Origin of the sequence: Nocardiopsis valliformis DSM 45023, from assembly GCF_000340985.1 — a bacterium.
GTDB classification, from domain to species: domain Bacteria; phylum Actinomycetota; class Actinomycetes; order Streptosporangiales; family Streptosporangiaceae; genus Nocardiopsis; species Nocardiopsis exhalans.
Genome location: NZ_ANAZ01000040.1, coordinates 34,202 through 52,810 on the forward strand (window position 1 = coordinate 34,202; position 18,609 = coordinate 52,810).

17 protein-coding genes are annotated in these 18,609 nt (G+C 70.8%); 11 read left to right on the forward strand and 6 right to left on the reverse strand.

Translation table 11 applies throughout. The features are described from left to right. Positions 1-45 precede the first annotated feature (45 nt). The gene (locus D457_RS0127030) at positions 46-951 is read left to right on the forward strand and encodes a LysR family transcriptional regulator ArgP (protein ID WP_017583806.1); all 906 of its coding nucleotides are present in this window, start codon (positions 46-48) and stop codon (positions 949-951) included. 305 nt (positions 952-1,256) lie between these two features. Here D457_RS0127030 and D457_RS0127035 read toward each other — a convergent pair whose 3' ends face one another. Further along, the gene (locus D457_RS0127035; RefSeq protein ID WP_017583807.1) at positions 1,257-2,057 is read right to left on the reverse strand and encodes a hypothetical protein; all 801 of its coding nucleotides are present in this window, start codon (positions 2,055-2,057) and stop codon (positions 1,257-1,259) included. A 207-nt stretch (positions 2,058-2,264) separates the two neighbouring features. Between D457_RS0127035 and D457_RS0127040 the strand changes: the two genes are divergently transcribed. Continuing rightward, positions 2,265-3,113, forward strand: a complete 849-nt coding sequence (locus D457_RS0127040; RefSeq protein WP_017583808.1) for a TIGR03620 family F420-dependent LLM class oxidoreductase — start codon at positions 2,265-2,267, stop codon at positions 3,111-3,113. A gap of 76 nt (positions 3,114-3,189) precedes the next feature. Here the strand turns inward: D457_RS0127040 and D457_RS0127045 are convergent, their stop codons facing one another. Next, positions 3,190-5,004, reverse strand: coding sequence for an AMP-dependent synthetase/ligase (locus tag D457_RS0127045; RefSeq protein ID WP_017583809.1), 1,815 nt, complete (start codon positions 5,002-5,004; stop codon positions 3,190-3,192). A 549-nt stretch (positions 5,005-5,553) separates the two neighbouring features. Between D457_RS0127045 and D457_RS0127050 the strand changes: the two genes are divergently transcribed. Further along, positions 5,554-6,768, forward strand: coding sequence for an acyl-CoA dehydrogenase family protein (locus D457_RS0127050; protein ID WP_017583810.1), 1,215 nt, complete (start codon positions 5,554-5,556; stop codon positions 6,766-6,768). Between the two features lie 74 nt (positions 6,769-6,842). Further along, complete coding sequence (locus D457_RS0127055) at positions 6,843-7,124, forward strand: hypothetical protein (protein ID WP_017583811.1); 282 nt, start codon at positions 6,843-6,845, stop codon at positions 7,122-7,124. Between the two features lie 13 nt (positions 7,125-7,137). On the opposite strand, the gene D457_RS0127060 is transcribed toward D457_RS0127055, so the two are convergent. Then, on the reverse strand, positions 7,138-7,857 hold the full coding sequence (locus tag D457_RS0127060) for a class I SAM-dependent methyltransferase (RefSeq protein WP_017583812.1): 720 nt from the start codon (positions 7,855-7,857) through the stop codon (positions 7,138-7,140). A gap of 163 nt (positions 7,858-8,020) precedes the next feature. On the opposite strand from D457_RS0127060, the gene D457_RS0127065 reads away from it, so the two are divergent. From D457_RS0127065 to D457_RS33550, 7 genes are all read left to right on the forward strand, one after another. After that, a complete protein-coding gene (locus tag D457_RS0127065) occupies positions 8,021-8,893 on the forward strand; it encodes an FAD binding domain-containing protein (RefSeq protein WP_017583813.1) in 873 nt (290 codons plus the stop codon). 2 nt (positions 8,894-8,895) lie between these two features. Further along, on the forward strand, positions 8,896-9,435 hold the full coding sequence (locus D457_RS33545; protein WP_017583814.1) for a (2Fe-2S)-binding protein: 540 nt from the start codon (positions 8,896-8,898) through the stop codon (positions 9,433-9,435). Beyond that, positions 9,432-11,795 (forward strand): aerobic carbon-monoxide dehydrogenase large subunit, encoded by a 2,364-nt coding sequence (locus D457_RS0127075; RefSeq protein ID WP_017583815.1) that lies wholly within the window; start codon positions 9,432-9,434, stop codon positions 11,793-11,795. Before D457_RS33545 ends, D457_RS0127075 begins: the two co-directional genes overlap by 4 nt. A gap of 104 nt (positions 11,796-11,899) precedes the next feature. Then, positions 11,900-12,862, forward strand: coding sequence for an XdhC family protein (locus tag D457_RS0127080; protein WP_039831960.1), 963 nt, complete (start codon positions 11,900-11,902; stop codon positions 12,860-12,862). 3 nt (positions 12,863-12,865) lie between these two features. Further along, positions 12,866-13,777, forward strand: a complete 912-nt coding sequence (locus D457_RS0127085; protein ID WP_017583817.1) for an AAA family ATPase — start codon at positions 12,866-12,868, stop codon at positions 13,775-13,777. Continuing rightward, complete coding sequence (locus D457_RS0127090; RefSeq protein WP_017583818.1) at positions 13,774-14,424, forward strand: SRPBCC family protein; 651 nt, start codon at positions 13,774-13,776, stop codon at positions 14,422-14,424. Before D457_RS0127085 ends, D457_RS0127090 begins: the two co-directional genes overlap by 4 nt. Positions 14,425-14,482: 58 nt before the next feature. Continuing rightward, complete coding sequence (locus D457_RS33550) at positions 14,483-15,712, forward strand: vWA domain-containing protein (protein WP_017583819.1); 1,230 nt, start codon at positions 14,483-14,485, stop codon at positions 15,710-15,712. On the opposite strand, the gene D457_RS0127100 is transcribed toward D457_RS33550, so the two are convergent. The 3 genes from D457_RS0127100 to mgrA all read right to left on the reverse strand — a co-directional run bounded on the left by D457_RS0127100 (position 15,656) and on the right by mgrA (position 18,569). Next, positions 15,656-16,654 carry a LysR family transcriptional regulator gene (locus D457_RS0127100; RefSeq protein WP_017583820.1) on the reverse strand — a complete coding sequence of 333 codons (999 nt, stop codon included), beginning with the start codon at positions 16,652-16,654 and terminating at the stop codon, positions 15,656-15,658. The two genes, D457_RS33550 and D457_RS0127100, sit on opposite strands and share 57 nt — an antisense overlap. Before the next feature lie 309 nt (positions 16,655-16,963). Next, the gene (locus tag D457_RS0127105; RefSeq protein ID WP_017583821.1) at positions 16,964-17,449 is read right to left on the reverse strand and encodes a winged helix-turn-helix transcriptional regulator; all 486 of its coding nucleotides are present in this window, start codon (positions 17,447-17,449) and stop codon (positions 16,964-16,966) included. A gap of 70 nt (positions 17,450-17,519) precedes the next feature. Next, positions 17,520-18,569, reverse strand: coding sequence for an L-glyceraldehyde 3-phosphate reductase (mgrA, locus tag D457_RS0127110; RefSeq protein WP_017583822.1), 1,050 nt, complete (start codon positions 18,567-18,569; stop codon positions 17,520-17,522). Positions 18,570-18,609: the final 40 nt, after the last annotated feature.

The window sequence follows — 18,609 nt, forward strand, 5'->3', positions numbered from 1 at the left end:
TCATAAGACCTAAGAGTTTCTTATGAGAGCACGTCAGGAGCCCGGATGCCCTTCCAGTTCGACCACCTGCGCACCCTGACCGCCCTCGTCGACGAGGGCACCTTCGAGGCGGCCGCCCGCCACCTGCACGTGACCTCCTCAGCGGTCTCGCAGCGGGTGCGGACGATGGAGCAGACCGCCGGCAAGGTGCTGGTCCAGCGCACCAACCCGGTCGTGCCCACCGAGGCGGGCGACGCGGTGCTGCGCTACGCCCGGCAGGTGCTACTGCTGGACCAGGACGTGCTCTCCGCGCTCCAGGCCACGGGGCGCGAGGGCGGCTGGGCCCGGGTACCTCTCGCAGTGAACGCCGACAGCCTGTCCACCTGGTTCCTGGAAGCACTCTCCGAGCTCCCTCCGGAGCTGGAGGCCGCCTTCGAGATCCACCGCGACGACGAGGAGCACACCACGAGTCTGCTGCGCTCGGGGGCGGTGATGGCGGCGGTGACATCCACCCCGGAGGCCGTCCAGGGCTGCTCCGTGGAAGGGCTGGGGATCATGCGCTACCACGCGGTGTGCAGCCCGGCCTTCGCCGAGCGGTACGTCAGCGGCGACCCCGAACTCCTCCTGGACGCGCCGGTGGTGAACTTCGACCGCAAGGACGACCTCCAGGACCGCTTCCTGCGCGACCTGACCGGAAGCCCCTCCCGAGGACCACGGCACTACATCCCGTCCTCGGAGGACTTCGCCCGCACCGTGCTGCTGGGGTTCGGCTGGGGGGTGGTCCCCGAGCACCAGTGCGCCCGGGACCTGGAGTCGGGTCGCCTGGTCGGGCTGTCCACCGAGCGCCCGGTGGAGGTCCGGCTGTATTGGCAGCGCTGGAACCTGAGGTCACCACTGCTGGACGAGGTAACCGAATGCGTGCGTGCCGGAGCCGCCGCCCGCCTGCACCCCTTCCGGGCAGAGCCGCGCTGAGCCCTGACCCGGGGTGTTGGCGCAGGGCAGGGCTCAGCGCGGTGTTGGTGCGGAGCCGGTTCAGCCGGGGTCGCGGTTCCGGCTGAACCGACCCGCACCTTCGCCGTGCCGTCGTCGGCACGACACCACCGGGGTGCGGAGCTTGTGTGCGCGTGTGAGCACGGTGTCGGGTTCCAGGACGTTGCCCCACAGGCCTGACGGGTCACGTCCTGCGCCCTGTTCCCTCCCTGACCGCTCCCGGCGGGCTCGCGCCCGGGTTCGCAGGGGGCGCGTATGACCATGCTGCGGGAACCGGTCCGAGAGCGCTATCCGAGACCTTTCGGGGTGTCGTTCTCCTGGTCGAGGATCACGAGGTCGCGTTCGGTGACCACCCCGAAATAGAGCGCCTTCTCGATAAGCACCTGTGCGCGCCACCCCTGTCCGTGGCCGCCGCCCTCCAGCTCGACCTTGAACTTGTCTTTGAGCAGGTAGTCGACGTGGGCGTTGACGGCGGCCGTGCCGATGTTGAGGCGTTCGGCGACCTGCCGCTGGGTGGGGACGGGCGGTGTGACGTCGCGCAGCCGGGGTTCGCAGTAGGCGACCAGGACCCGGTAGTAGGTGTGCCAGCGGTCCATACGGAAGCTGTTGGCCTCGGTGCGTTCGCCGGTGCTGTCCTCCCAGCCGTCGGTGTCCTGCAGGTCGCCGCCGGGGACGAGGATGGCGCTGCACGCCGCCGGGGCCATCACCAGGAAGCTGTGCTCGCCCTCGGCCCCGGGGATGCGCACCCGGGAGGTCTCGAAGGGCACCAGCATGCCGTGGGTGTTCGGGGGGACCTGGACGAACCCGGCCAGCCGCTCGGTGTTCTCCACGATGTAGGACTTGTTCGGGCTGAGGTTGCTGATCCGCCAGTGGTCCCCGTGGGAGATGATGTCCCCGGCGTGCCGGTGCACGGCACGGTCTCCAGCGGCCAGCCGCATGTCCACGTCCCGGTTGCGGCCGCCCCGGCCGAAGGTCCGGGTCTGGCCCGGAGCCAGGTGGTAGGTGTCCATGGGTGTGCCGCTGTCGTAGTCCTGCTGGACCGTGACGACCTCGTCGGCCTCGTCGATCAGGAGGGGATGCACGCTCATGCCGTCTCCAGGGGGTGAGGAGATGCCCGCGGGGAGGGGCCTGCTCCCGCAGGATACTTCCTGTCGCCCTGCCGGAAGACGAAGTCGCGGTTACACCGCTCGCCGCGGCCACGGCGAGGGTTCGACCGCTGTCCGGTCTCCCGCCGTAGGTTGGTGGCGGTACCTCCCCCCGCGCACTGACAGCACCGAGGACACCAAGGAGAAGCCATGGGTCTGGACGCGACACCGGTCGACCTGGGCAGGTACGGCGTGTGGCTCCGTCAGCAGGACCTCGACGAGGACGTGGCCGCCGAAGTGGAGCGCCTGGGCTTTGGCACGCTGTGGCTCGGCGGGTCGCCCTCAGCCGACCTGGAGCCGGTGGCCACGGCTCTGGCGGCGACGTCGCGGCTGGCGGTGGCCACGGGGATCGTCAACATCTGGGCCGAGTCCGCCGAGGAGGTCGCCGAAGCCTACGGCCGCCTGGAGTCGGCCTACCCGGGGCGTTTCCTGCTGGGGATCGGGGCCGGGCACCGGGAGGTCGACGGCCCGGAGGCGGCCACCCCGCTGCGGGGGATGCGGGACTACCTGGACGTGCTGGACCGTGCGGGTGTACCGGCCGACCGCCGGGTGCTGGCGGCGCTGGGGCCGAGGATGCTGGAGCTGAGCGCCGAGCGCACCGCCGGCGCCCACCCCTATCTGGTCAACCCCGCCCACACCCGGATGGCTCGCGGTGTGCTCGGGGACGGGCCCCTGTTGGCGCCCGAGCACAAGCTGGTGTTGGGCGCCGACCCCGAGGTGACCCGTCGGCAGGCCCGGGAGGGGATGTCCTTCTACCTGGGGATACACAACTACGCGGCCAACCTGGAGAGGTTGGGGTTCAGCGAGGCGGACCTCGCCGACGGCGGCAGTGACGCGCTGATCGACGACCTGGTGGCGCAGGGCGGCCCGGAGGAGGTCGCGGCCGTGCTGCACACCCACCTGGACGCGGGAGCCGACCACGTGGTGGCCCAGCCGCTGCCCGGGGAGTGCGGTCTGCTCGGAACCCTGGCCCGGCTGGCCCCAGCGCTGATCACCTGACTCCCAGGGGCGCCGCGGTTCGGGCGGCGCCCCCGGTTCGATCAGCGGTGGTGGCGGGCTGCCCCGGTAGGGGAACTCAGTCCTGGTAGAGCGCTTCCAGGTCCTTGGTGTAGCGGTTCACGACCACGCGGCGGCGGAGTTTGAGCGAGGGGGTCAGCTCCCCGGTGTCCGGGCCCCACTCACCGGACAGGACCCGGTGGCGTTTGACCTGTTCGGGTCGGCTGAGCCGGGCGTTGGCCGCCGCCACCGCGCGCTCGACCTCCGCGAGCACCTCGGGGTGGGTGGACAGGTCGGCGCCCCCAACATCGATACCCCGTTCCCGGGCCCACAGCGGCGTCATCTCGGGGTCCAGGACCAGCAGCGCCACCAGGAAGGGCCGGTTGTCGCCGTGCGCGAGGGCCTGGCTGACCAGAGGGTGTTCCTTGAGGGTGTTCTCCACCAGCGCGGGCGAGACGTTCTTACCGCCCGAGGTCACGATGATCTCCTTCTTGCGGTCGGTGATCCACAGGAAGCCGTCGTCGTCGACCCGGCCCACGTCACCGGTGGGGAACCAGCCGTCCTCGTCCACGGCCGCGACCACGGAGCCGTCCGCCTGGAGGTAGCCCCGAAACATGGAGGGGCCGCGCAGGAACACCTCGCCGTCCTCGGCCACCCGCATCTGGACCCCGTCGATGGGACGGCCCACCGAACCCAGGCGGTGGCGGCCCGGAGCGGGGTTGTTGAGGGTGGCCACGCCCACGGACTCGGTGAGCCCCCACACGTCCATGACGTTGATGCCCAGGGAGGACCAGAAGCGCAGTACGTCCACGGGCATGGGTGCGGAGGCGCTGGAGGGCAGGATCACCCGGTCCAGGCCCAGCCGTGCCAGCAGCGGGGTGAGCACGGACTCCCGAACGCCCTGGTAGCGCTCCCGGAGTTCGGCGGGGACCTCCTCGCCGCGTTCGAGGTACCCGTTGTACTCGGTGGCGACCTCGCGGGCGGAGTCGATGACGGTGGCGATCTCCTCGGGCAGGGCCGCGAGGGAGGCGCGCACGGCCGTGGCGAGTTTCTCCCACACGCGCGGCACCCCGACGAAGTGCGGGGGTCTGACCTCGGGCAGGACCCCGGCCAGGGCGGCGGGATCGGCGCACATCCATACGTGCGAGGCGCGGAACAGCGGCAGGTAGAGGGTGAGCAGGCGTTCGGCGATGTGGGCCAGCGGGAGGTAGCAGACGTGGCTGGGGTGGTCGGGCAGGTCCACGGCGGCGTCGAGGGAGGTGGCCTGGGCCAGGACCTGGCGATGGGTGATGGCCGCGCCCTTGGGGTCGCCGGTGGTTCCCGAGGTGTAGACGACGGTGACGAGGCGGTCGGGGGTGAGGTCGTGCCGGCGCTCGAAGGCCCCGGCGGGCACGGTGTCGGCCAGACCCGTGTAGGGGGTGTGGCCGCGTCCGGGGTCGGGCCCGTCCACGACCACGAGGGTTTCGAGGGGGGTCCGGGGGTCGTCGAGGAGCTTCTCCCAGTGAGCCGCCGCGTCGGCGTTCTCCACCACGGCCAGGCGTGCACGGCTGTGCCGGCAGATATAGCTGATCTGTTCGGGGGCTGCGGTGGAGTAGACGGTGGTGGGGACGGCTCCGGCGTGGACCAGGGCCATGTCGGAGAGCCAGTGTTCGGGCCGGTTACCCATCATGAGCAGGACGTGGTCGCCGGGGCGGACGCCGAGCGCGGCGTAGCCCTCGGTGAGTGCGGCGACGGTGTCGTGGGCCTGGGACCAGGTGAGGGTGGTCCAGTCGGTGGTGCCTGGTTCGCGCCAGGACAGGGCGGGCAGATCGGGGTACTCCCGCGCGTTGCGCAGGAACAGTTCGGGAAGGGTGCGGTTCGTGGGATCGTCAGCGGTGCCGGGAACGGAGGTCATGTGTACTCCTGGGGCAGCTTCCTCGACGGTGTGATCTAGAACACAAAGGAGCCTAACATTCCGGATTTCCAGGAAAAGGGTTCCGATTTGCGCTCTTGCGGGAAAAGCGAGCCGGGCGCACCGGGGGCATTCGGGAATGCGGCAGAGCACCCCTGAACGCACCGCTACACCGCGGCCGACGCCCGGAATCTCCGCGACGGCGGGGCCGACCGCCCCACGAGCGACCCCGCTCCGCCGAATGCACGCTTTCCGCAGGTGAATTCCGGGGACAAACACCACAACCCGGCTTCCGCCCCACTCAGCCGCCGCCCGACCCGCGCCGCGGCCGCCACCCGGGGGTCCGCCGACGCCTGGACAGTTCGGAAACCCAGATGCTACTCATGGGTAATACTCATGGGTAACCGCCGGTAACACCCAAGCCATCCCCTCGAACCCGCAACCCGGCACCGGCGCCCCGCCCGACCTCCCGCGCCCCAGCACGACCCCGTGCCCCCGCACGACCCGTGTCCCGCACAACCCGTGTCCCGCACAACCCAAGGAGCCCTCCCCATGCCCGACTTCTCCCTCCAGCTCCCCGAAGAGATCAGCGACGTCCGGGACTGGACCCACGGGTTCGCCAAGGACGTCATCCGCCCCGCGGGCGCCGAGTGGGACGAGCGGGAGGAGACCCCCTGGCCGATCATCCAGGAGGCCGCCAAGATCGGCCTGTACTCCCTGGACTTCTTCGCCACCCAGGCTTTCGAGGAGAGCGGCCTGGGCATGGCGGTGGCGATCGAGGAACTCTTCTGGGGCGACTCCGGCATCGGCCTGTCCATCATGGGCACCGGCCTGGCCGCCGCCTCCCTGAGCAAGACCGGCACCCCCGAGCAGATCGGCGAGTGGGCCCCGCAGATGTTCGGCACCGCCGACGACGTCAAGCTCGCCGCGTTCTGCGCCTCCGAGCCGGGCGCCGGTTCCGACATCTCCGCCATCAAGACCCGCGCCGTCTACGACCAGGCCAAGGACGAGTGGGTGCTCAACGGCGTCAAGACCTGGGCCACCAACGGCGGTATCGCGAACGTGCACGTGGTGATCGCCTCGGTCGACCCCGAGCTGGGATCGCGGGGCCAGGCCTCCTTCATCATCCCGCCGAACACCCCCGGCCTGTCCCAGGGCCAGAAGTTCCTCAAGCACGGCATCCGCGCCTCGCACACCGCCGAGGTCGTGCTCGATGACGTGCGCGTACCCGGCTCCTGCCTGATCGGCGGCAAGGACAAGTTCGACGAGCGCCTCGCCCGCGCCCGCGAGGGCAAGCGCTCCAAGGGCCAGGCCGCCATGAAGACCTTCGAGGCCACCCGGCCCACCGTGGGCGCCATGGCCGTGGGCTGTGCCCGCGCCGCCTATGAGTACGCCCGCGACTACTCGGTCCAGCGCGAGCAGTTCGGCAGGCCCATCGGCGACAACCAGGGTGTGGCCTTCCTGCTCGCCGACATGGCCACCCGCATCGACGCCGCCCGCCTGCTGGTCTGGCGCGCCGCCTGGATGGCCCGCAACGGCAAGGACTTCACCAACGCCGAGGGCTCCATGAGCAAGCTCTACGCTTCGGAGACCGCCACCTTCGTCACCCAGAACGCCCTGCGCATCCTGGGCGGCAACGGCTACACCCGCGAGTACCCCGTGGAGCGCTGGCACCGCGACGCCACCATCTTCACCATCTTCGAGGGCGCCAGCGAGATCCAGAAACTCATCATCGGCCGCACCATCACCGGCCTGCCGATCCGCTGACCCCGACAGGCACTCCCCCGCAGGGGTGAACCCCCGGGTGAGCGGGGAGGCTCAGGGGCGAGGAGGTGAGGCCGGTGTTCGAATGGCCCGCACTCGGCGCCCTGATCGCCGTGGCCGTGCCCGTCGTGATCATCTTCCTGGTGCTGGGCGTCTTCAGGATCGTCCAGCGCCAGGCGGAACGGGCCGTCCGCTCACCCGACTACTGGGACGAGGTCCCCGACGGCAAGCGCTACCCGACCGGCTGGGGTGAGGACGAGTCCGCCCAGGGCTCCGAAGACCGCTCTCCGGAGGAAACAGCGGAAAACACTCCGGAGGGGAACTCCGAACCGGATCCACCCCGCACGGAGGAACGCTAGCGGCCCGGGAGGCTCAGACGGCGCGGGCGACGGTGATGATATCGCCGCTCGCGCCGGTCAGTGGCCCCTGCTGCCAGTCCCCGTAGCGTTCGGCCACCTCGAACCCGGCCCCGGCCAGGAACCGGTCGATCCCAGCGGTGTCGAGGAAGCGCAGCACGCTCCGGTCCACCCGCAGAGGTTCGCCCGCACGCGTGGCGGTGGTCTCGGTCATCGTGACCACGCCCTCCGCCACCGACTCGATCCGGTGTTCCACCCGCAGCTCCCTGCCGTTGTGGTCCACCACCTCGGCGGCGTTCTCCGGTGTCCATCTCTCCCAGGCTCGCGCTTGCGGGTTACGAGTGCCGAACACGAACCGCCCGCCAGGCGTGAGCGCCGCGCGGATCGCTGCGAGGGAGTCCCGCAGCTCGTCGTCGGTGACGAACACCTGGAAGGCGTTGCTCGCCATGAACGCGAGGTCGAACTCGCCCTTCCAGGCGATATCCGCCGCCCTGCACTCCACCCACTCCACGTCCTGGCGCGTGCGCGCCCTGCGCAGTGAGGGCGCGTCCGGGTCGATCCCGAAGAGCCGACCCGTGTGCCCCTCCTGCCGGGCCCGGTGCAGCATCATCCCGGTCCCGCACCCCACGTCCAGCACGGCCTCGGCGGCCATGACGCGGGAGAGGTAGAAGTCGTCGCAGGCAGCCCACGGGTTGAGCACGTCGTAGAGCGCGGCGAGGTCGTCGTCCGAGTACATACGAGGCAGTATCACCGCGCGCTCCCCCGACCGCACTCCGTTTTCGCGTGCACGGAGCCGGAGCGGAGCTTCTCCCGGTTATTAAGCGACCCCTTAGGTCCGCGTTGACCTCCGCCCACGACTGGGTGTGCACTGCCTCACACCCAACGCGAAGGAGTCGTGCATGCAGGTCCCAGCACCGTTCGAGTACGAACGCGCGACCAGCGTCGACCACGCGATCGGTCTGTTGGACCGCTTGGGTGAGTCCGCACGGTTGGTGGCGGGCGGCCACAGTCTGCTGCCGATGATGAAACTCCGGCTGACCGACCTGGAGTACCTGATCGACATCAACGAGCTCCACGGGGAGCTCGGGTACGTACGGGTCGAGGAGGAACAGGTCCGGATCGGAGCCATGACGCGGCACCGTGAGCTCCTGGAGTCCGACGAGCTCCACGCGGTCTTCCCGGTCTTCCGTGAGGCCGAGCGGGTGATCGCCGACCCGATCGTGCGCAACCGCGGCACCCTCGGCGGTTCGCTCTGCCAGGCCGACCCCTCCGAAGACCTCTCGGCGGTGTGCGGCGCCCTCGGCGCCGTGTGCGTGATCCGAGGACCCGAGAGCGAGCGTCTGGTCACCATGGACGAGTTCCACCGCGGCCCCTACGAGACGGCCGTCGGGCACGGGGAGATGCTCGTCGAAGTGCGCTTTCCCTTGAGGCCCGGTGGCTCCAGCGCCTTCGAGAAGGTCGAGCGCCGCGCCGGTGACTGGGCTGTGGCCTCGGTGGCCGCGGCCGTGTGGCTGGACGGCGGCACCATCACCGACGCCGGGGTCGGGCTGGCGGCCGTGGGCCCGCACACCGTTCGGGTCGACGGGATCACCGAGGCCCTGCGCGACCAACGCCCCTCGGAGGAGCTGTACACCCGGGCGGGCGAGATTGCCGCGCGGAGCTGTGACCCCGCCACGGACACACGGGGCAGCGCCGAGTACAAGCGTCACCTCGCCAAGGAACTCACCCGACGGACGCTGCGCCGCGCCGTCGCCCGAACCGGGAAGGTCTGAGCATGCGCGTCACCATGACCGTCAACGGCGAAGAGGTCAGCAGGGAGATCGAGAGCCGTCTCCTGCTGGTGCACTTCGTCCGGGACCACCTGGGACTCACCGGCACCCACTGGGGGTGCGACACCAGCAACTGCGGCACCTGCGTGGTGTGGATGGACGGCGAGCCCGTCAAGTCCTGCACCGTGCTGGCCGCGATGGCCGGGGGCAAGGAGGTACGCACCGTCGAGGGCCTGGCCACCGACGGCGAGCTCGACCCCGTGCAGCAGGGGTTCATGGAGTGCCACGGCCTCCAGTGCGGCTTCTGCACCCCCGGGATGATGATGACCGCCCGCGCTCTGCTGGACCGCAACCCCGACCCCACCGAGGACGAGGTGCGCGAGGCGATCTCCGGGCAGATCTGCCGCTGTACCGGTTACGCGACCATCGTCCGCTCGGTGCGCTGGGCGGCGGAGCACGAGGCCGCCGCCAACGGAACGGCCGGCTGTCCGGCCCACCCCGAGGGCGGGGCCGCCGCGGACGGCGCCAAGGAGGAGGTTCGATGACTGCGGTGAACGACCACAAACCCGTCGGCCACGGCAGGATGCTCCGCAAGGAGGACCCCCGTTTCGTGCGCGGCCGGGGCCGTTACGTGGACGACGTCCAGCTCCCCGGGATGCTGCACCTGGCGATCCTGCGCGCCCCGATGGCGCACGCCCGGATCGTGTCCGTCGACACCAGCGCCGCGGAGGCGCACCCCAAGGTCAAGGCGGTCGTGACCGGCGCGGCCCTGGCCGAGAAGGGTCTGGCGTGGATGCCGACCCTGTCCAACGACGTCCAGGCGGTCCTGGCCACCGACAAGGTGCGTTTCCAGGGCCAGGAGGTCGCCTTCGTGGTGGCCGAGGACCACTACTCGGCCCGCGACGCCCTGGAACTCATCGACGTCGAGTACGACATGCTCGATCCGGTGGTCAACGCCCGCACCGCCCTGGCCGAAGGTTCCCCGGTGATCCGGGACGACCTGGAGGGCAAGACCGACAACCACATCTTCAACTGGGAGACCGGGGACGAGGCCGCCACCGAGGCGGTGTTCGCCAAGGCCGACGTGGTGGTCACCGAGGACATCGTCTACCCGCGTGTGCACCCGGCACCCATGGAGACCTGCGGGGCGGTCGCCGACTACGACTCCGTCGAGGGCCGCCTGACCCTGTGGTCCACCACCCAGGCCCCACACGCACACCGCACCCTGTACGCGATGGTGGCGGGCCTGCCTGAGCACAAGATCCGGGTCATCTCCCCCGACATCGGCGGCGGTTTCGGCAACAAGGTGCCCATCTACCCCGGGTACGTGTGCGCGATCGTGGCGTCCCTGGTGATCGGCAAGCCGGTCAAGTGGATGGAGGACCGCTCCGAGAACCTCATCAGCACCGGGTTCGCCCGCGACTACATCATGCGCGGCGAGATCGCCGCCACGCGCGAGGGCCGCATCCTGGGCATCCGTACCAACGTGCTCGCCGACCACGGCGCGTTCAACGCCCAGGCCGCGCCGACCAAGTACCCGGCAGGCTTCTTCGGAGTCTTCACCGGCAGCTACGACATCGAGGCGGCCCACGCCAAGATGACCGCCGTCTACACGAACAAGGCCCCGGGCGGCGTGGCCTACGCGTGCTCGTTCCGGATCACCGAGGCGGTGTACCTGGTCGAGCGGATCGTGGACTGCCTCGCCTACGAGCTGGAGATGGACCCGGTCGACCTCAGGTCGAAGAACCTGATCCAGCCGGACCAGTTCCCGTACACCACCAAGACCGGGTGGGTGTACGACTCCGGCGACTACGAACCCACCCTGCGCGAGGCGATGCGCATCGCCGGGTACGAGGAGCTGCGCAAGGAGCAGGCGGACAAGCGGGCACGCGGCGAGCTAATGGGGATCGGTGTCTCCTTCTTCACCGAGGCGGTCGGCGCCGGTCCGCGCAAGAACATGGACATCCTCGGCCTGGGCATGGCGGACGGCTGTGAGCTGCGCGTCCACCCGACCGGAAAGGCCGTGGTGCGGCTGTCGGTGCAGTCCCAGGGGCAGGGGCACGAGACGACCTTCGCGCAGATCGTCGCGGAGGAGATCGGTATCCCGCCGGACGACATCGACGTCGTGCACGGCGACACCGACAACACCCCGTTCGGGTTGGGCACCTACGGCAGCCGGTCCACCCCGGTGTCGGGCGCGGCCGCTGCCGTGGTGGCGCGCAAGGTGCGCGACAAGGCGCGGATCATCGCCTCGGGGATGTTGGAGGTGTCGGTCGCGGACCTGGAGTGGACCAAGGGGGCGTTCTCCGTCAAGGGCGACCCCGAGCGGTCGGTGACCATCCAGGAGATCGCGTTGCGCGCCCACGGCGCCGGTGACCTGCCCGAGGGGATCGAGGGTGGCCTGGAGGCCCAGGTCTGCTACAACCCGGAGAACCTCACCTACCCGCACGGGGCCTACATCTGCGTGGTGGACGTGGACCCGGGGACGGCGCAGGTGAAGGTGCGCAGGTTCGTGGCGGTGGACGACTGCGGTACCCGGATCAACCCGATGATCATCGAGGGTCAGGTGCACGGCGGCCTGACAGACGGGGTCGGGATGGCGCTCATGGAGATGATCTCGTTCGACGAGGACGGCAACTGCCTGGGCGGTTCGCTCATGGACTACCTGCTGCCGACCGCGTTGGAGGTTCCCGACTGGGAGACCGGTTACACGGTGACCCCGTCCCCGCACCATCCGATCGGTGCGAAGGGTGTGGGCGAATCGGCGACGGTGGGCTCTCCCCCGGCGGTGGTGAACGCGGTTGTGGACGCGCTGAAGCCGTTCGGGGTGCGCCACGCGGACATGCCGCTCACCCCGTCCCGGGTGTGGGACGCCATGCGCGGTCAGGCCGGTCCCTCGTTCTGAGGCCGGACCGGGATGGGCCCCACGGGCCGCACCGAAGCAGTGGTGCTCCGCCCAAGCGGGGAAGCACCACCGACAGCAGCATCCAGAAAGGGGTGGGCCACGCGATGGCCGCCGTTGACCTGTCGGACCGCGGGCGCGAACTACTCGCCGACAGAGTGCCCTTCGTCGAAGCGACCGTGGTCCGGGCGCAGGTCCCGGCCTCGGTCCGGCCCGGGGACGGGGCGATCGTCCTGTCCGACGGTTCCATCGAGGGTTTCGTGGGCGGGCAGTGCGCGCAGGGTTCGGTGCGCACCGCCGCCCTCGGGGCGATCCGGGACGGCCGCAGTGTTCTGCTGCGGGTGCTGCCGGGTGAGGAAGAGCCCTTCCCGGAGACCCCGGGTGCGCACGTGGTGGTCAACCCCTGCCTGTCCGGCGGCGCCCTGGAGATCTTTCTGCGGCCCCGTCTGCCGGATCCGGTGATCGGGGTGGTGGGTGACTCCCCGATCGTGTCCGTGCTGCGGGAGCTCGCACCACCGTTGGGGTTCGTGATCGAGGCGGGTGCGGGAACCCCCGTGGTGACGGGTGCGACCGCGGTGGTCGTGGCCAGTCACGGTGGCGACGAGGCCGCGGTCATCCGTGCCGCCCTGGACGCCGGAGTGGGGTTCGTGGGATTGGTGGCGTCGCAGCGACGAGGCGCCGCGGTGCTGGGTTCCATGGAGCTCGGCCACGGTGAACGGGGGCGGGTGCACTCCCCCGTGGGACTGGACATCGGGGCGAGCACACCGGCGGAGATCGCGCTGTCGATCCTGGCCCAGCTCACCCGGGAGATCCGGGTGGAGGGCCTGGCCGCCCCGCCCGCCCTCCCCTCCTCGCCCGCACCCTCCCCAGACGTGGAGAGCGCCCTCCCGAGCCACGAGGACACCACCACCCCGGAGACCCGGGTAGGGGCCGCCGTGAAGAGTGCGGTGGACCCCGTCTGCGGGATGACCGTGACCGTGGGGCCCACGACCCCGCGGCTGGAGGTCGGCGGCCGGGAGTCGTGGTTCTGCTGTCCCGGTTGTCGTGACCGGTACTCGGCGGAGGTGTAGCGCGTGCTGGATGTGGAGGAGGTCCGGCGGCGGCTGGACGAGCAGGACCACCTGGTGGACGAGGGCACCGCCACCGCTCTCTTCCTGGCCATGGCGCTCGGCCGCCCCCTATTGCTGGAGGGTGAGCCGGGCGTGGGCAAGACCGCCGCGGCCAAGGCGCTCGCCCGGGCCCTGGACGTGCCGATGATCCGCCTGCAGTGCTACGAGGGGCTGACCGCGGGTGAGTCTCTGTACGAGTGGAACCACCAGCGGCAGCTCCTGGCGGTGCGGTTGGCGGAGTCACGGGGTGAGCGGCTGGGCGACGGGGACCTGTTCACCGAGGAGTACCTCCTGGACCGGCCGATCCTGCGGGCGGTGCGGCAGGAGGGCCCGATCCCGCCGGTGCTGCTGATCGACGAGGTGGACCGGGCCGACGACGAGTTCGAGGCACTGCTGCTGGAGTTCCTGGGTGAGGCGTCGGTGACCGTGCCCGAGCTGGGCACCTTCACCGCAGAGCGTCCGCCGCTGGTGGTGCTGACCTCCAACCGCAGCCGTGACCTGCACGACGCCCTGCGCCGCCGCTGTCTCTACCACTGGATCACCTTCCCCGCCCCGGAGCGGGCCGCGGAGATCCTGCGCCGCCGTGTCCCGGAGGCGGGCGAGGCACTGGTGGGTTCGGCCACGGAGTTCGTGGGCCGGGTCCGGGGACTGGACCTGGACAAGGCCCCGGGGATGGCGGAGGCCATCGACTGGGTGTCGGCCCTGGGCGCTCTGGGTGTGACCGAGCTGGTCCGCGACGACATCGTGCGGACGCTGTCCGCGCTGACGAAGACCCCTGACGACCACGAAACCGTAGTCACGGCGCTGAACGACCTCGGCCATGGTCCCCCGGGGTCGGAGCGCGCCCCCAGAGCCCGAGCGGAGACAGCCACGTGAGAATCGACAACGAGTTCAGCGTCGACGCGCCCGTCGAGCGGGTGTGGGACCTGCTCACCGATGTGCAGGCGATCGCGCCGTGTCTGCCGGGTGCGCGTCTGACCGGTGTGGAGAGCGGCGCGGACGGGGACGTCTACTCGGGAACGGTACGGGTGAAGGTGGGCCCGGTGGTGGCCGCCTACGAGGGCACCGCGCGCTTCAGCCAGCTGGATGCCCGGGCGCGGCGCGCGGTGATCGAGGCCAGAGGGAAGGCGAGCCGGGGCGCGGGCAACGCGTCGGCTTCGGTCACGCTGGATCTCCGTGAGCGGGACGGAGGCACCACGGTCTCGGCGGGCACGGATCTGAAGGTCACCGGCAAGCTCGCGCAGCTGGGCGGCGGGATGATCAAGGACGTGTCCGAGCGCCTCTTGGGGCAGTTCGTGGAGAATGTGGAGGCCGAGCTCGCTCGCGCGCAAACGGAGGAACCGGCCATGGCGCTGGGCGAACCCGAGCCCGCCGAGGGCATGGGGAGCAGCGGAGGCGAGCAGGTCGAGCCGCTTGACCTGGGCAGGGCCGGCGGGAAAGCCTTCGTCCAGCGCCTGTGGCCGGTGCTGGCGGTGGCGGTCGTGGCACTGGGGCTCCTCCTCGGCTATGTGGTCTTCAGCTGACCCGGCGGGATTCGTTCCGCGGCGTTCACGGTGGCCGGGAACATCCCCCCTGCCGGGCGTGGACCGGGCGGCGTTCGCCATCGGCCTCACCGAGCGTCTGCGCGCTCACGGTGTCCGGGTGGATCTGGACGCCGCGGCGACCCTAAGCCGTGCGTTGGCGGTGGCCCCGCCAAGCGGACTCGACGGGCTCTACTGGACGCTGCGGGTGTGCCTGGTAAGGCGCAGGTGCGACCTCGCCGCGTTCGACTCGGTGTTCGCCGCCGTGTTCGGGGACGGTGTGCCGGGGGACGAGAGCACGTCTCCCCTGGCGGCTCCCCGGAGCAGGGCCGACGGTTCCCCCGCCCCCGACCCGGGGCCCGAACAGGAGGGAACGGTCGGCGCCGGGCTGCCGTGGGTGACCCTGCCACCGGCCTCTGGCGAGCCTCAGGAGAGCGCTCCCTCGACCACTCTTCCAGAACTGCTTCCCAGCGAGCTCGAAGCCCTCGCGAGGGCTCCGTTCGACCAGCTCTCGGAGACAGAGACCGCCCAGCTGGGAACATGGTTGGCGCAGCTGGGCCCACGTCTGCCCCGGCGCCGTGTACGTAGACGGGCCGCGGGGCGCTCTGGTCGCGGAGTGGCGCTGCGCCCCACTCTGGCCCGGGCCCGACGTACCGGATGGGAACCGCTGGAACTGGTGCGTACCCGCCCCGTGACCCGCCCGCGCCGGGTGGTGGTCCTGTGCGACGTGAGTGGTTCGATGCGGGCACAGGCATCGGCCTACGTCCACCTGATGCGGGCCTTCGCGTTGGCTGTGGAAACCGAGGCCTTCGCCTTCGGCACTCGCCTGACCAGGCTGACCCCGCTGCTGCGCGAGGGCACCGCCGAGGCAGCGGTCGCACGTGCCACCGGCGCCGTGGACGACAGGTTCGGCGGGACCCGTATCGCCGCGAACCTACGGACGCTGCTCGCCTCCCGGCACGGGGTGGCGGTACGCGGCGCGGTGGTGGTCGTGGCCTCGGACGGCTGGGACGGGGACGCCCCGGAGGCGATGACCGCGGCCATGGAGCGGCTGCGGCGGCGCGCGCACCGGGTGGTGTGGGCCAACCCCCGGGCCGCGGCCCCGGGCTTCGAACCTACGGTGTCCGGGATGGCCGCGGCCCTGCCGTTCTGTCACGCCCTGCTCCCCGCCCACACCTTCGCCGCCCTCAAGGACGTGGTGGAGGCCGTGGCCCGGGAGAGCGCTCTGTCGAGGTCAGGGGGCAGGCAAGCGGGGGGCGGTGTGGTTCCAGAGGGTGACGTGGACTCCTGAGCGGAAGCGGCCCCGGTGGACGCCTGAGCCGCGCAGCATGGCCTGGGTGGCGCGCGGGGTGGTGGCGAAGCGGATGAACTCCGCGGCCGGCCCCGCCTCGTCCCTGTCGGTGAGTGCGGTCGCGGACCAGCTGCCCGCGGTGCGGACCGGGGGTCCGGAAGGGACGAGCAGGCGGCCGGTGGAGAGGTCGTGGGAGATCGCGTATCCCAGGGCCAGACCCACGCCGTTGCCCTTCTTCACCTCGTCGAGGGCGCAGGCGTGGCTCTGGAACACCCGCTGGCGCGCCTCGGGTACGTCGAAGCAGCGGAGGACCGCGGGGACCAGGCCGGTGTGGTCCAGGGCGGAGGGGCCCAGCAGCCAGGTCTGTTCACGAAGGCGTTCGGGGGCGATCCGGCCGCTCGCGAGGGGGTGGCCGGGGCCGACCACGGTGAGCAGTTGGTACCTGAGGATGCTCTGGGAGGTCACCCGGGCGGACCCGGCGGGCTCCGGCTGTTCCCGGGCGGGCCCGATGGCGACGTCGACAGCGCGATCGCTCAGCAGTTCCTCGAACCGGCTGGGACTGTGCACGCTCAGTTCGACGTCGAGGTCGTCGGCACGGCCCACGAAGAGTTCGATGAGGCCGGGGGCCGCGTACTCGACGAACAGGCTGGAGGCCGCGATACGGAGCAGGCGGGTGCCGGCGGTCCCCGCCTGGCTGACCTCGCGCAGGGTGCGGTCCTGGAGGCCGAGCAGTTCGGTGGCGCGTCCGGCCAGGCGCAGGCCGCCGGGGGTGAAGGCGAGCCCGGCGCCGGTTCGGGAGAAGAGTCGATCACCGAACAGTTTGCGGAGTTTGCCGATGTGCAGTGAGACGGCGGCCTCGGAGACGTCGAGTTCGCGAGCGGCACGTTTGACCGACCCCAGGCGGGCCACCGCGGAGAACGCTCTCAGCTGGGTGGGGGTCACCGGCCACCCCCGCTGACGGGAAGGGCGGATCGGAGACTGGCGGGCAGGGCGGGGAAGGCGGACAGGAGGGGAGTGGCCGGGGGAAGAGCGGGGAAGAACGTCCGGTGCCGGGGGGCAGGCATGGCGACCTTTCGGACAGGGGGATCGGGGCCAAGCTAGGGGACGCCTGACCACCCCACAAGGGACCTCTGCCCCTAAAGGAACAAAACGCGCAAAGGTTTCCCTACGGCCGCTTGAGGCATAACCGGGAACTCTCCGGCTCCGGGGCGCCGCCCGTCCCGTACACGCTCCGCCCGGCAACAGCCGGGATCAGCCCTCGGCGCGGCGGCGCCGGACCGCCATGCGCAGTTCGTCCGGGGAGACCTCGCGCCCGTCCTCGGTCAGGTACCCCACCCGCACCGGCGCTCCGGTGTCGTCCTCGACCAGGGCCAGTGGCCCTCCGCCCTCCTGGAGATGGGTGTCGCCCCAGTCCTTGAGCGCGAAGACCGCGGGCATGAGGTCGGCGCCCATGTCGGTGAGAACGTACTCGTGCCGGGTACGGCTGCCCGGTTCCTTGTAGGGCTCGCGGCTCAGCAGCCCGGCCTCGGTGAGCTGTTTGAGCCGAGCCGCGGCCACCGCCTCGGTGACACCGACCCGTTCCACGAACAGGTCGAAGCGGCGCGTGCCGAAGAAGGCCTCGCGCATGATCAGCAGCGCCGAGCGCTGTCCCACGATCTCCAGCGCCTTCGAGATCGAACATCCCCGGGGCTTCCAGGAACGCAGATCGGCGAGCGCGGGATCGAGTTTGATCGGCATACCGCCAAAGTACCCGCTCGTCCCGCGCCCGAACAGAAGACCGCGACCTCCGCCCGCGTGCTCCCGGCGGTCACTCCTTGGAGGCGGTGGCGGCCCACCAGATATTGACGTCGGAGTCGACCGCCCACCGGTCGATGTCGCGCAGTTCCTCCTCGGAGAAGTCCGTGTTCTCCACCGCCTTGAGGTTCTGCTCCAACTGCTCCGCGCTGGAGGCGCCGACCAGCGCCGTGGTGACGGTGCGCGGCCCCTGGTCCCGCAGAACCCAGGAGACGGCCATCTGCGCCAGGGTCTGACCGCGCTCGGCGGCGATCTGATTGAGCGCCCGAGCCCGGCCGAGCACCTCCTCGGTGAGCATGTTCTCCCGCCAGCTGGGCCGCCCGATCCCGGCGCGGGAGTCCGTGGGCACGCTTCCGTCCAGGTAACGGGAGGTCAGCAGCCCCTGGGCCAGGGGCGAGAAGGCGACCATACCCATGCCTTCGTCGGTGGCCGCCTCCAGCAGCCCGTCCTCCACCCAGCGGTTGAGCATCGAGTACGAGGACTGGTGCACGATCAGGGGCGTACCGAGGTCACGCATGATCGCCGCCGCCCGGAGGGTCAGCGACGGAGCGTAGGAGGAGATCCCCGCGTACATGGCCCGCCCGGACACCACCGCGTGGTGGAGGGCCAGCATGGTCTCCTCCAGCGGGGTGTCAGGGTCGGGCCGGTGGCTGTAGAAGATGTCGACGTAGTCCAGGCCCATGCGCTTGAGGGACTGGTCCAGCGAGGACAGCAGGTACTTGCGCGAACCGCCCTGCAGGTGCGGCCCGGGCCCCATGACGTAGCCGGCCTTGGTGCTGATCACCAGCTCTTCCCGGTAGGGGCCGAAGTCCTCGGCCAGGATCCGGCCGAAGTTCTCCTCGGCCCTGCCCGGCGGCGGGCCGTAGTTGTTGGCCAGGTCGAAGTGGAAGACGCCGAGGTCGAAGGCGCGGCGCAGGATCCGGCGCTGCCCTTCCAGGCCCCGGTCACCACCGAAGTTCTGCCACAGTCCCAGCGACAGCCGCGGCAGCCTCAGGCCGCTCCTGCCGCAGGTCCGGTACTCCAGAGGGTCGTACCGGTCCTCGCTCGCCACGTACGTGCCCAAACGTCCGCTCCCCTTCAGCCTGTCCAACCCGTTCAGCCGG

Coding starts and splice junctions, on each gene's coding strand:
- D457_RS0127105 (WP_017583821.1), bottom strand. CDS start 17,449: ATGCCGATCAAACTCGATCCCGCGCTCGCCGATCTGCGTTCCTGGAAG.
- D457_RS0127060 (WP_017583812.1), bottom strand. CDS start 7,857: ATGTACTCGGACGACGACCTCGCCGCGCTCTACGACGTGCTCAACCCG.
- D457_RS0127080 (WP_039831960.1), top strand. CDS start 11,900: ATGGCCGCCGTTGACCTGTCGGACCGCGGGCGCGAACTACTCGCCGAC.
- D457_RS0127075 (WP_017583815.1), top strand. CDS start 9,432: ATGACTGCGGTGAACGACCACAAACCCGTCGGCCACGGCAGGATGCTC.
- D457_RS33545 (WP_017583814.1), top strand. CDS start 8,896: ATGCGCGTCACCATGACCGTCAACGGCGAAGAGGTCAGCAGGGAGATC.
- D457_RS0127035 (WP_017583807.1), bottom strand. CDS start 2,057: ATGAGCGTGCATCCCCTCCTGATCGACGAGGCCGACGAGGTCGTCACG.
- D457_RS0127045 (WP_017583809.1), bottom strand. CDS start 5,004: ATGACCTCCGTTCCCGGCACCGCTGACGATCCCACGAACCGCACCCTT.
- D457_RS0127030 (WP_017583806.1), top strand. CDS start 46: ATGCCCTTCCAGTTCGACCACCTGCGCACCCTGACCGCCCTCGTCGAC.
- D457_RS0127040 (WP_017583808.1), top strand. CDS start 2,265: ATGGGTCTGGACGCGACACCGGTCGACCTGGGCAGGTACGGCGTGTGG.
- D457_RS0127065 (WP_017583813.1), top strand. CDS start 8,021: ATGCAGGTCCCAGCACCGTTCGAGTACGAACGCGCGACCAGCGTCGAC.
- D457_RS0127050 (WP_017583810.1), top strand. CDS start 5,554: ATGCCCGACTTCTCCCTCCAGCTCCCCGAAGAGATCAGCGACGTCCGG.